The sequence below is a fragment of the Salinimonas lutimaris genome, from assembly GCF_005222225.1.
In the GTDB taxonomy this organism is placed as follows: domain Bacteria; phylum Pseudomonadota; class Gammaproteobacteria; order Enterobacterales; family Alteromonadaceae; genus Alteromonas; species Alteromonas lutimaris.
Window position 1 is genome coordinate 356937 of record NZ_CP036536.1, and the last position, 13644, is coordinate 370580.

A 13644-nucleotide genomic window follows, 5' to 3' on the forward strand; every position below is an offset into this window, starting at 1 on the left:
GGGCTTAGCGCTTGAGGCTGTTGGCCAGCCACGCCGAAAACTGTTTTATGGTGGCCTCGTTGCTTTGGCCCAGTGGCCCGCGCAACGCCTCGGGGATATGGTCAAAGCGTTTTTCATCGTCACTGAACACATAAAAATCGAACAATGCCTGCCAGGCCCGGCGTTCTTTCGCCGGTAACTGACGCAAGTTCAGCAATGCATGGTACAGGGCATTGTCACCGCGTCCGACAAACGCCGGTGTGGTTCGCCACCAGTAGTTTACCAGTAGGTTGAGCGGGGCGTGTGCTTCAATATGGTGCCACCACATTGAGGGGATAAACAGCGCATCGCCGGCATTAAGCTCAATGGTTTGTGCGTTGTCCAGTGCGGTCTTGAAACGGGGAAAGCGGTCCCAGTCTGGTTGCTGAAAATCGACCAGACTAATGGCCTGTCCGGCCGGGGTCAGATGCAGCGGCCCAATGTACAGGTTGGCTACCTGATCAGGAGGAAACAGAGTGACGGTACGTTTGCCGGCCGCCACACAAATCAGGTTGTCCGGTACATCGTAATGGGCGGCAATACGACTGGGCTGGCCCAGCCACAGCGTGGCCAGCGGATTCAGGGTATCCAGCGGTACAGTATTGTCGGCCGAAAAACCCGGTAAACAGGTGTCCACAGAGGTGGAGCCAACATACAGGGTCGGCGCCGGATTATCTTTTGGAGCCTGCACCGTGGCGCTCAGGTGTTTTAAAATTTGCGTAAACGGCACGCGCTGACGGGAAAAGTTAAATCCACTCATGGTGTCGTTGTAAAACATGCGTCCGCGAGCCTGCGCCGGCATTTCAATGGCATCCACCTGCACGCCGGTATCAAACCGGGCCAGATAGTCGAGTAGCGAGGTATCACCCTGTCTGGCTGCCTGCACGACCGGCCACTGACTGACCAGGCCGGGCAACACCACCGGCTTGCACTGATTAAGCAAAAAGTCGCTCAAAGACTGGCCGGTAGGGAGGGTGGCCCGGGCTACCTGTTGTTTCATGCCTGACGGGCCTGCTTTTTACGAATCAGCACAGACAGGTTAGACAACGAGGCCAGCATCATATACAGGGTGTGCAGATGGCCGCTGGAATGTAATTCAGACAGCTGTTCAGCTGTCAGGCCTGCCAGCTTTTCCTCATTTACGGTATAAAAGCCAGACAAGCGATGCGTGCCGCCCTGAGGCATATCAATATCCAGTACAAATGACTCTATCAGCTCCAAGGCCAGGCACTGGCTGACAAAATCTGCGTGAGCGGACTGACTTTCATGCAGGGTGCTTAGCACATTGGCAATGTTATCAGTGTAATCGGTGGTGCCGCCGTGGGGCAAAAACAGCGGTTGTCCTTCACTATTACTGACCCGCGGATCATCCAGCTCGATATGCACCGACAGGCTGTCAGGGTTGTCCGGATGACGACCAATCACAAATGGGCCTTTTTCAATCATCAGCGGCTTGTAGGCTGCTGCCCATTCCCCCTGTTCAAGGTACAGATTCTCGCCTTGCTCAAAGCCCAGCAGCGCAACCATCTGATAGCGGTCCTGTTCATTACGGGTGAATAGCAGCGGGTAGTGACCCTGAGCCAGCCTGGCTTCGGCGGGAAACACCGGTATACTCATCACGTTATGTTGATACGCCGCTCCGTATTCCGGTTTTATTTTCAGTTCAGCATGCTGCACGTTATTAAGTAATTCTGTTCTGGCCATGATAGCTCCTGATAAAAGCGCGGATTCGCGATAATGCCCTAAATGGCGTTCAGCAGCGCGCGGTGTGTGGGCAGCCCCTGCTGCCACTGTTGCCGGCGCTGGGCGAGTTGATGCATAAGCGGGTCGATGCTGGCCTGCGGGCGGTGTCCCGGGGCGGTGACAAAGCCCATACCGTATAGTACGTACAAGTAACTGGCTTGTGGGAATACTTCATCCTGATAGAAAAAATCAGTATGTTCCGGAGCACGGTGCTGCCATTGCACCAGCCAGTCCTGCAATTGCTCAGAGGCTGAACTGATGTTGCTGACTGTGCGCCAGTAAGGGCTATCCTGCCGGCAACTCAACACATAGTGCAGTTTTAAAAAGTCGACAATGCGCTGCCATTTTGCCGTAAATGCCTGGTTATATTGCCGTGCACTAGCGCTTAGTAAGTCTTTACTTACCGGAAGGTGTCTAGCCAGGTGTGATGCGGCCAGCTCAACCATCACCAACGCGGACGCTTCCAGTGGTTCGGCAAACCCCATAGACGTACCAACAGCGACACAATTTTCCACCCAGCTGGTGGCACGATAGCCGGGCGTAAAACCAATTTTGCGAATAGCTTCCGGGGACGGGGTGACAGTGGTGTCATCCTGAGCAAGATAACTCAGTAAGGTCTGGGTGGCCGTCTCATCATCACAAAATGCCGAACTGTATACACAGCCTACGCCTTTGCGGTGACTCAGACCGATATCCCACAGCCAGCCTGATGCGTGCGCGGTTGAATAGGTTACACTGGCTACCGGCCCGGCCGGATCCTGATAGCCAGCCTGCACCGCCAGGGCGGTATTATTGGGCAGTACATGGCTGACATCAGTCAGGGCCTGACCGTAATGCTGACCAATAAGACGGGCGCTGAAACCACTGCAGTCAACAAATAAATCGCCACTGATCCGTTGCCCGGTACGGGTCTGTAACGCGCTTATCTGATTGTGGCTGTCACTGATTACCTCATCAATGTGCGCACTATAATGCTGCACTCCGAGTTGTTCTGTGCAGTGACGTTTAAGCAGCGCGGCAAACTCGTGGGCATCCAGGTGATAGCCGTAGTTTGCCACAGCGGCAAATGGCGGTGTTTGGTGCTGCTTGGGAGCCTGGAACTGCTCGCACAATGCAGGCTGTGCGCTCACCGCGTGAGCAAAGCTGCCGGCAGTTGACTGTTCGGCCCACCATTGCCCGATGTTGGTCTCAAAAAAACCGGCGGGTAAATCAAACGGGTGATAGTAAGTATCGGCCAGACCTGAGGGTTGGCGGCTGCCCCACTGGCGAAAACAGGTGCCCTGTTTAAAGGCACCGTGACACTGACGAATAATATCCTGTTCACTGATACCGATTTTGCGCAGGGTGTCGCGCATGGTGGGCCAGGTACCTTCACCGACCCCCAGAATTGGAGCGTCAGGCGACTCAATAACACTGACTGTCAGGTACGGGTGGCGCGGTAGGTCGTGAGTCGCGGCAATGACAGCAGCGGTCAGCCAGCCTGCGGCACCAGCTCCTAAAATCACAATATGCTGAATCTGCGGCGAGTTGTGCTGCGCCATAAAATCACCTGTCACCTAAAAATCTATCCGGTTAGCCCCGCAGGCTTTACTGCCGTGCAGGGCTAAGCGGATAAACTGTCTGAAAACCATGATACCGGAGCATAACCTGCCTCCGGTATCATACTTTTTATGATCAGAAGTTGTAACGCATACCCAGGTTATAACGTGGCTCTACGTCAACAACATTGATTAACATGTTGGGATGGCGGCCATGAGCACGCTGATATTCTCCGGTCACGTTAATCCCCTCTACAAACACTTCCATGTTGTCTGTAACCTGATAACGCACATTGACATCAAGCTGATCGTACGCCTCAACATAGGTTGGGTTACGCTCGCCATTGCCATCAATAGTGGCACTCAGGAAGCGGTCACGCCAGTTCCAGGCCGCTCTCACTTCCCAGCCGGCGTTTTCATAAAACAGCACAAAGTTGGCGGTGTCACTTAATCCCAGCAGGGCGAACTGATTTTCCACCTCACCTTTATTGGTGTTGTAGTTATCATATTCTACATCGCCATCTACCATGGTGTAGTTGGCCATCACCCCAAAGCCACTGCCACCGAAGATATGCTGTACCGCAAATTCAAAACCGTCGACCGAGCGGCTGTCAGACGAATTCACCGGTTGCACAATGGTGATAGGCAGCAACGGATCCTCGCCGTCGATACCAATCACTTCACCGGCGTCATTCACATATCCCTGGGCAATAAAGTAATCCCGTACCGCTGCCAGGTCATCGCCTACCGCGGCTACTGCTTCATCGTAGCGCGGGCCACCAATCGGTGTGGCAATATCAAACAGGGTGTCGGTGTATGAGTCGCTACCGATAAAGTTATCTACTTCTTTATCAAAATAACCCACCGACACGTAGCTGCCTTCACCGTAGTAATACTCGGTCGACAAATCAATATTGCTGGACTCATAAGGTAACAGGTTCGGGTTACCTGCGTTACCGGTGCCGCCATTGAAGCGGGCCAGAGTATTGACGGTCAGGCCGCCCTGAATATCACCATAGCCGGGACGCGCAATGGTTTTACTGTAAGAGGCACGGACAAACCAGTCTTCCACCACTTCCATTTTAAAATCTACCGATGGCAGGAAGTGATCATAACCCCCTTCCAGCGTCGTGGTCTGGAAGCCTTCAGTCACCAGGCCAAACTCGTTGGCACCATCCCAGCGCATATAGGCAATTTCCGGCACCTGTGCATCAGACTCTACCGTGGTATCTTCATAACGACCACCAATAGAAAGCCAGACCGGCATATCGCCAATATCAAACTGCATATTGGCCTGTAGATAGACTGCCCATTGTTTTTCCACCACGGTGCGGTCGGTTTCAAAATTCGGGTCCATACACAAGGTGGTGTCACACGGACCCAGGTCATCACCGTTGGCAATGGCAATTTGTGAAATAGCGCTGATTAAATCGCCCATGCTGGAGGCATAGTAAAATGGCTCCAGGTTGGCGCCATTGCTACCCAGTACATCATCAAAGCGACCAGGCAGATCCTCGGGCAGAAAAATATCATCCGGATAATCTTCCGGCGCGCCATAACCTCCCCAGGTATCACGCTGGGCCACCGAGTAGGCAGAACGGTTTTTAGCTTCCATTCCGGTTAAACCAAAATCGATGCTGGTAACAATGCCCTCATCAAAATAGTAGTTACCGCGAAACTGAAGCTGGTCGATATCTGACTTCTGGTAACTGTTTCTAAATGATGTGCCTGAGGTCAGCATACGGGACGGATCCAGCCCATCCACACCATCGGCATAAATGATATCCATCACCGGGAAGTCCTGAGAGTAGTCAACAATGGTCTGTACCCGGTCAAACTGCACCGCACTGACGACGTTGTTACTACCAAGATCACTATCCGGACCGGCTTCAGCGGTAGAGTGGTGATAATCCACTTCCAGTGTCAGGTTATCGGTTGCCAGCCACTCTACATTCAGACCCAGAGATTTATTTTCGTTGGTCACCGTGTAATCGCTGGTACCCAGGCCAACATCACAACAGGTATTATCCGCATAGATCACCGGCCCCATTACAGAGCCTTCGGTATTGGTGCCCGGGGTGTATTCACCAAACGCAGGCACGCCATTAAACCAGGTGGACAGCTGCTGGCGCTGAGTCTGGGTTTCCAGCTCTGAATAGGTGTAGTCTAACGTGGTGGTCAGTGAGTCTAGCGGGCGGTATTGCAGGGTCAGCTGACCGTTGGTCCGGGTACGGCTGACCTCATCAAAGTTGTAAGCCAGATTACGGGGAACAGCATAAACATCGTTCTCGCCTGGCAGGTTTTCAAAACTCCCATCGCGCGGTAATGAACCCCAGTCGCCGCCATCGCCCTTAATGGTGTACCAGCCGTTACCGGTTTCAGCCACGGCTGCACCGCTGTCACGTTTTTGTACTGAGCCGATTAACTGCACACCAAAAGTGTCGTCGGCAAATGTCTGACTGTAAAGACCGGAGACTTCCGGGGTGACCGAATCACCGGTTTCCGTAGAATCATCAAAAACAGCTTTTACCCCGACCGAGGTCTTCAGACCCGGATTACTCAGCGGCTTGGCAGTCACCAGATTAACGGTTGAACCGATGCCACCGGTAGGCTGAGAAGCCAGACTGGTTTTATACACTTCAACCGCAGCAACGCCTTCAGACGCCAGGTTTGCAAAATCAAAGGAACGGGAGGAAGACGCGCTGGTGGCTTCTACATTAGCAGCCGGCATCTGGCGGCCGTTCAGAGTGACCAGGTTATAATCAGGGCCAAAGCCACGAACGGTAATCTTGCTACCTTCACCATTACTACGGTCAATCGCAACACCCGTGATACGCTGCAACGATTCCGCCAGGTTGGTGTCAGGAAATTTACCGATATCCTCGGCAGAAATTGCATCCACCACACCTGATGCCGCTTTTTTGGCCAGCATGGATTTGGTCAGACTTTCGCGTATGCCACTCACCTGAATGACTTCGAAATTCGTCTCTTCATTCGCCTGTTGCTGTTCAGTGGAGTCGGTTTGCTGAGCCAGGGCAGGGTAAGCGGCAACAGCTCCCATGACCAGTGACAGACAGGTAGCCAGTCGGGTCCGGGTAAATGTTGTTGTTTTCATGTGTTCTCCTAGTCAATCAAGACTAATATTCCTGTAAGCGCTTACAAAACTGGGTAGCATGCAGTTCGTAATTGCTTCATTTTATGGTTTGGTTTTCTCACACGCTTTCGCCATGCCAGGCACCCGTGCCGAGATACAACATCAGCGCTATGACAGCCTGTTACATATTTGTAAGCGCTTTCATATTAATTTACTTTGCCCGCTAATGTAATTCAAGTGTTTTCACTTTGTTAAAGATTAAATTTCGTACTGCTTGCTTTGTTACAAAGATTCATCACCTGCCTGACAAAATTTTTTCACATCCTTATGTCCGGTAGTAATTTCAGGCTTTTAGAGGTACTTAGGCTCGATTGTTATCTGCATTGATGCGCTTTGAGTTATGTGAGGCTGTATTCTGGGTTTGAGAAAACAAAGCAGAAATGCATCATAAATGTAAAATGTAAGCGCTTGCATTTCGTCGGTGAGTCTCTATACTGCCACAAGCTATTAACATGGTATGAATATTAACCGTGGCTCTGAATCACGGTTTATTCTGAGCGTCATCACCACCCAGGCAGACTTTTCAGCCTGTTGACGATACTGCTACCGATCGGAGAACAATCATGAAATCTGTTTTTAAACCGTCGCTGACAGCCATGGCGGCTGCCCTGATTCTGGCCGGTTGCCAGTCTGACAATACGGCTTTAAATGATACTGGCAGTGCTGCGCAGCAGGCAGACAAGGTGCCGGATTTCTGGCCAGAGGTTCGCTACGACACCGCGAATCAGGCTGAGGTGGAAGCCCGGGTAAACGCACTGTTATCTGATATGACGCTGGAGCAGAAAGTTGCCCAGATCATGCAGCCAGAAATCCGTGATGTGACGGTTGAGGATATGCGCCGGTATGGTTTTGGTTCTTACCTTAACGGCGGAGGCTCGTTCCCCGGCGGTAATAAACATGCAACCATGCAAGAGTGGGTAGCACTGGCCGAGGCTATGTATCAGGCATCGGTAGATGACTCGCTGGATGGCAGCGCCATTCCTACCATGTGGGGCACTGATGCTGTTCACGGACACAACAATGTCATTGGCGCAACCTTATTCCCGCATAACATCGGTCTGGGCGCGATGCGTGACGCGCCACTGGTTGGCAAAATTGCCGAAGCCACCGCCAAAGAGGTCAGGGCAACCGGTATCGACTGGATTTTTGCACCCACAGTAGCGGTTGCCCGCGATGATCGCTGGGGGCGTACCTATGAAGCGTATTCTGAAGATCCCGAGGTAGTGGGTGAATATGCCAGAGCGGTAGTCACCGGTATGCAGGGTGATATCAGCGATGGCCATATCGATGATGAGCATGTGGTCTCTACGGTAAAACATTTTATCGGTGATGGCGGCACACACCTGGGGGACGACCAGGGAGATAACCGCGCGGACGAAAAAACCTTATTCGATATTCATGCGCAGGGCTATGTACAGGGGCTCAATGCGGGCGCGCAGTCAGTGATGGCGTCATTTAACAGCTGGCATGGAGAAAAAATTCATGGCAGCAAATATCTGCTGACCGATGTTTTAAAAGACAAAATGGGCTTTGACGGGTTTGTGGTAGGCGACTGGAATGGTCACGGCCAAATCGAAGGCTGCACAAATGAAGATTGTCCGCAGGCGCTCAATGCCGGACTGGATGTGTATATGGTGCCAACCGGGGCCTGGAAACCGCTGCTTGAAAATACCATTGCGCAGGTGAAAAGCGGTGTCATTCCCATAAGCCGACTCGATGATGCCGTGCGCCGTGTACTAAGGGTCAAAGTAAGAACCGGTTTATTCGAGCAACCGTCGCCGGCTAACCGGAAATTATCTGCCAATGCACAGATAATCGGCGCACAGGCGCACCGGGATATTGCCCGGGAAGCGGTTCGCAAGTCTCTGGTTATGCTGAAAAACAGTGATAACCTGCTGCCGCTGTCCCCGGCAGCGAACATTCTGGTGGCCGGTGATGCGGCCGACAATATTGGTAAACAGTCTGGTGGCTGGTCTATTACCTGGCAGGGAACAGGCAATAAAAACGAGGATTTTCCGGGGGCTACGTCGATTTTCAGCGGTATTAAGCAGGCGGTAACAGCCGCTGGCGGCTCCGCAACCCTGTCCGTAGACGGCAGTTTTGATGCCCGTCCGGATGTGGCCATTGTGGTATTTGGTGAAGAGCCATACGCAGAAGGCAACGGGGATTTATCCAACCTGGAGTACCAGCGCGGTGAAAAGCAGGATCTGGCCTTGCTGAAATCCCTGAAGGAACAGGGTGTACCCACGGTGGCCGTATTTATCACAGGCCGGCCGTTATGGACCAATCCTGAAATTAACGCCAGTGACGCATTTGTTGTCGCCTGGTTGCCTGGCACCGAAGGGCAGGGAGTGGCAGATGTGTTATTTACCAATGCGCAGGGTGAAGCTGAATATCCGATGCAGGGTAAACTGTCTTTCTCATGGCCGGCCACTCCCACTCAGGTTGTCAATAAAGGAGATGGCCAGAAGCCCCAGTTTGCCTATGGTTATGGCTTGCAATATGGCCAGCCGGACCCGCTGACTCAGCCATTAGCAGAGTCAGCCGGCGCGGGTGATGATCTGGTGCTGACCCATAATATTTTTGTCCGCGACTTCCAGAATGGCTGGAATCTGGTGGTTAGCAGTCAGGAAAGTACTACGGCGATGACCAGTAACACACTGGACAATGATGTGGCCAGTATTCGTACTGCCGATCGTAATGTGCAGGAAGACTCGCTGGCTATCCATATTAAACAGCCGGCCAGTGTGCGGTTTAGCGCGCAGTTCCCTGAAGATTTGCGTGATTATAATACTGACCAGGCTGCCCTGGTCATGGATATTCAGCTGGATGATCCGGACCATGCGCCTGATGTTGGCCTGGCCTGTCAGGAGCAGTGCAGCAATCATCTGCGCCTGAGTGACTATGCTGAGTCTACGACCAAGTGGCAAACCGTGCGCATTCCGGCTCGCTGTTTTGCTGAGCGCGGCGCATCGTTCAGGGACGTGTTCACGGTACTGGCGCTGCACAGCGAGCAATCCGTGCAGTTTAGCATGTCTGACATTCGCATTGAGCCAGACGCTGAACCGGATACGCCATGCGCTGACTAACCGACGCTAAGGCCCTGTCTGTCAGGGCCTTTTTTGTATCTGTAAGATTTTTACAAAAAATAACGTTTCTTATGTACCTTCTATGGAGGTTTTTTCATCGACAAACAGGTGCAACCTGATGGCAGGTGAGTACAATACGCGCCTGTCTGAAACTCTGAAGTAAAGTAGTCTTCTTTTTATGAACGCTCGCTCTGCAGCACAAACCGGCTTTCCGGTGATGCTTTTTATTGGTGTCCTGCTCGTTGCCACCAACCTACGCGCCCCGTTTACCGGTGTAGCGCCACTGATGTCTGATATTCAGCAGGCATTGCAGGTCACCTCGTCCACCGCCGGACTGCTGATTACCCTGCCGCTGATTATCTTTATGCTGGTATCGCCGCTGGTACCCCGCCTGTCACGCCGGCTGGGTATGGAGCGGACCATGCTGCTCTCGCTGATTGTGATTGCGCTGGGCATCGGGGTACGTTCGCTGGGCGGGCTGGCCCCGTTATTTGGCGGTACGGTACTGATAGGCGCCGGGATTGCTGCCGGTAATGTATTATTGCCGGGTGTGGTCAAGCTGCGTTTTCCTAATCATATTGCCCTGCTGACATCCGCCTATGTGCTGGCGATGGGCGTGATGGCCGCCGCCTGGTCTGCACTAGTTATTCCACTGTCGGCAGTGGATGGCTGGGGCGGCTGGCAGTTTTCGCTGATGGCCATGATCATTATGCCGGTAGTATCTGCACTATTATGGCTCAAACAGATTCCGCGTAAAAAGCAGCAGGCCCCGGAGCAGGGCCGTTCGCAGGGGGCTGGGCCTATCTTCAAAGCCCTGCTGACCTGGCAGATTTGTGGCTTTTTTGGCTGTAACGCATTTTTATATTATGCGGTGGTCAGCTGGTTGCCCGGTATTGTCAGTGAAAGCGGGTTTAGCGCCTCACAGGCCGGATCAATCCATGGTGTGATGCAACTGGCCAGTGCCTTGCCCGGGTTTATTATTGTTCCGGCCATGGCCCGCTTCGATGATCAGCGCGGCATTTCCCTTACCATGACCTGTGTGAACCTGGCCGGGTTTATCGGCATAATGCTGGCGCCGTCGCTGGCATATGTGTGGGCCGCGCTACTGGGCTTTGGTATTGGCGCGAACTTTATTCTGGCACTGTCGTTTATCGGACTGCGTACCCGGGATTCTGATCAGGCGGCGTCAATGTCCAGCGCCGCGCAGACCACCGGCTACTGTGTAGCCGCGGCAGGCCCCTTTTTGCTGGGCGCTATTTATGATTACACTGGCGGCTGGAGCTGGGCGCTGGGTTTGTGTGTGGTTATCAGTCTGGCTCAGGCCCTGCTGGGTACCCGGGTTGGCCGGAATGTGCTGTTACCTGAACTACGTCCGGCTGGCACCCAAGAAGTTGCTCCGTCATCCTCCGGGACGGCCGACACCTGATATCTCTGGCGCCTGAAGGTGAACCCGAAACGTCATAACTCTGTATTTTAGTTAATAGTTTAACAATCCTGTAGCAGTGTATTAATGCACTGCTCACAGAGTAGCTGTCCGGCGTAGCATTTTGAATTTCAGATACGATATAAACGGTTTACGGGCCATCGCAGTGATCGCTGTGGTGGTCTTTCATTTTAATCCTCAGTGGCTGCCCGGCGGCTTTGCCGGTGTCGATGTATTTTTTGTGATCTCCGGCTTTCTGATGACCAGTATCATCTGCCGCGGACTGGAAAAAGACAGCTTCAGCACCTGGCAGTTTTATATGGCCAGAGCCAATCGAATTATTCCGGCACTGGCGGCAGTGTGTGCGGTACTTATGCTGTTCGGATGGGTTTATCTGTTGCCGGATGAGTACGCGGCGCTGGGCAAACATGTGGCCGGCAGTGTCAGTTTTCTGTCAAATTTTGTGTACTGGATGGAAGCGGGCTATTTTGATGCGTCGTCGCATGAAAAATGGCTGTTGCACAGCTGGTCGCTGTCGGTTGAATGGCAGTTTTATCTGATTTACCCGCTGATATTGCTCGCTTTCACCCGGCTGTTGGGCGTGGCCAGGCTTAAATGGCTGGTACTGGGCCTGACCGTCGCCGGGTTTATCTACAGTGCGGTGACCTCAGCCCTGTGGCCCAGTGCATCATATTATTTACTGGCCACCCGCGCCTGGGAGCTGATGTTTGGTGGTCTGGCTTATTTATTTCCGGTGGTGATGACCGGTCAGCGCCAGCGAGTAACTAATTTGGTCGGCATTGCGCTGATTGTGGTGGCCTATGCCACGGTCAGCGAAAGCAATCCCTGGCCGGGCTCACTGGCCATCATTCCGGTTCTGGGAACCTACCTGGTTATTCTGGCTGCCCAGCAAAACAGTGTGTTTACCAACAATGCTGTGTTTCAGCCGCTGGGTCGCTGGTCTTATTCCATTTACTTGTGGCACTGGCCGGTCGTGGTATTCGGTTATCGCTATGATATCAGTTACTGGTGGGTACCCGGGCTGGTACTGTCGGTTCTGCTGGGCTGGCTGAGTTACCGGCTGGTGGAAAATATTAAATGGCAACGAGTGAGCAGTGTGTTTGCGACCTGGCGGGCCAAACCAGTCTGGATGGCCGCCCTGATGCTGGTGGTGGGAATCACCGTGTTGTCTGGTCAGGGGCTGGTTCAGCGGTTTGACCCTGCTATGCAGGCGATGATCAAATCTGTGGAGTTCAGTCCGCTGCGCGATAAGTGTCATGTTAATGAGTATCAGAACCCTCACGATGCCTGCGAGTACCTTAACGACAATGTGACCTGGGCGGTATTTGGTGACAGCCATACGGTAGAGATTGCCTATGCCCTGGCAGAAAAACTGGATGTTCGTGGAGAAAGTCTCAAACATTACAGTTTTTCTGGCTGCGCACCGCAGCAGCTGGATACGCCCGGTAACAGTAAATGCTCGGCCTGGTATAAAGACGCGGTGCAGGACATACTGAATGATGAGCGGATTCAGTCGGTACTGATTAATCACCGCTATTCCTGGAGTTTATTTGGCGACCATGCTCCTTCTTATCCGGCACTGCCAGACCAGCATAAACCCGAGCGGACTGCCCGGGTGATGGGCTCGCTGGACACAGTGATTGAAAAGCTGGCCAGCGTTAAACAACATGTGTATGTGATGCTGCCGGTACCAGAAATTGGCAAAAGTGCGCCGGCGGTATTGGCTTATCATTATGCCAAAGGTGAGGTAGCAGACCAGATCACAGGTACCAGCATGACGTATTATCAGCAACGAAACAAAGCGGTTCTGGCCCATTTTTCCCGGCAAACGTACCCTGACAACGTGACCTTGCTGGACCCGACAAAAGCATTTTGTGAACAGCAGAACTGCTATGTGATAGATAAGGGAAAATCGCTGTATTTTGATAATAATCACCCGTCGATGACGGGCGCACGTAAGCTGGTTGAGCTCTTACCGGATGAGCTGGCTGGTCAACATTAACAACAGCTAATGCATTTCGTACATTTTGTTCCATGTGCTATATAACCCACTGGTTTTTAGGAAAAAGAGCACATGGAACGGGAAATCTTGTTTATCCGGCACGGCCGGCCAGCATCTGAAAACAATCAGGCGCTTAATGCCCCCGGCTTTTTGCGCTGGGTGCGCGATTACAACCGCGCTGATCTTCATCATCAAAGCGCCCCACATGAGCAACTGGATTTGCGCGGTTACTACATTATGTGCAGCGATCTGCACCGGGCCCGCTTGTCCGCCGCAAAATACACCTCCTTACCCGTTAACCACTACAATGCCTGTTTCAATGAAATGGACATCCCCTACTACCGTCTGCCACTGACCCTGAACGCCTGGTCCTGGGTCTATCTGAACCGTTTTTTATGGATGTTAGGCAAAGCCGGAAATTTTGAATCTTTTGCCGACGCTAAAGTTCGCGCTAAAGACGCCGTTAACCTGATCGTTAAGCACAGTTCGGCACACCCGAAAATTGCGCTGTTCGGCCACGGCATGACCAGTCGTATGATGATGCATTATCTGAAAAAACAGGGCTGGCGTAGTTCGACTAAAGATTACCGGTACTGGGGTGCAATTCGACTACACTTAACAACATAAGCAGGATGCAGATTGTGTGAAAAAACCAT

8 protein-coding genes are annotated in these 13644 nt (G+C 52.6%); 4 read left to right on the plus strand and 4 right to left on the minus strand.

The genetic code is table 11. The annotated features are described in order from the left end of the window. Window positions 1-4 precede the first annotated feature (4 nt). The 4 genes from EZV72_RS01545 to EZV72_RS01560 all read right to left on the minus strand — a co-directional run bounded on the left by EZV72_RS01545 (window position 5) and on the right by EZV72_RS01560 (window position 6414). Window positions 5-1018 (minus strand): cupin-like domain-containing protein, encoded by a 1014-nt coding sequence (locus tag EZV72_RS01545; protein WP_137165576.1) that lies wholly within the window; start codon window positions 1016-1018, stop codon window positions 5-7. Beyond that, on the minus strand, window positions 1015-1722 hold the full coding sequence (locus tag EZV72_RS01550) for a SapC family protein (RefSeq protein ID WP_137165577.1): 708 nt from the start codon (window positions 1720-1722) through the stop codon (window positions 1015-1017). The genes EZV72_RS01545 and EZV72_RS01550 overlap by 4 nt, the downstream gene beginning before the upstream one ends. Window positions 1723-1760: 38 nt before the next feature. Beyond that, window positions 1761-3302 (minus strand): tryptophan halogenase family protein, encoded by a 1542-nt coding sequence (locus EZV72_RS01555; protein ID WP_137165578.1) that lies wholly within the window; start codon window positions 3300-3302, stop codon window positions 1761-1763. Between the two features lie 133 nt (window positions 3303-3435). Continuing rightward, entirely contained in the window at window positions 3436-6414 is a 2979-nt protein-coding gene (locus tag EZV72_RS01560; RefSeq protein WP_137165579.1) for a TonB-dependent receptor, read from the minus strand. Window positions 6415-7016: 602 nt separating this feature from the next. Between EZV72_RS01560 and EZV72_RS01565 the strand changes: the two genes are divergently transcribed. The 4 genes from EZV72_RS01565 to EZV72_RS01580 all read left to right on the plus strand — a co-directional run bounded on the left by EZV72_RS01565 (window position 7017) and on the right by EZV72_RS01580 (window position 13615). After that, window positions 7017-9542, plus strand: coding sequence for a glycoside hydrolase family 3 protein (locus EZV72_RS01565; RefSeq protein ID WP_137165580.1), 2526 nt, complete (start codon window positions 7017-7019; stop codon window positions 9540-9542). Between the two features lie 178 nt (window positions 9543-9720). After that, window positions 9721-10968, plus strand: a complete 1248-nt coding sequence (locus EZV72_RS01570; RefSeq protein ID WP_137165581.1) for an MFS transporter — start codon at window positions 9721-9723, stop codon at window positions 10966-10968. A 121-nt stretch (window positions 10969-11089) separates the two neighbouring features. Beyond that, window positions 11090-12988 carry an acyltransferase family protein gene (locus EZV72_RS01575; RefSeq protein ID WP_175405025.1) on the plus strand — a complete coding sequence of 633 codons (1899 nt, stop codon included), beginning with the start codon at window positions 11090-11092 and terminating at the stop codon, window positions 12986-12988. A 72-nt stretch (window positions 12989-13060) separates the two neighbouring features. After that, entirely contained in the window at window positions 13061-13615 is a 555-nt protein-coding gene (locus EZV72_RS01580; RefSeq protein WP_137165583.1) for a histidine phosphatase family protein, read from the plus strand. The last annotated feature ends 29 nt before the right edge of the window (window positions 13616-13644 follow it).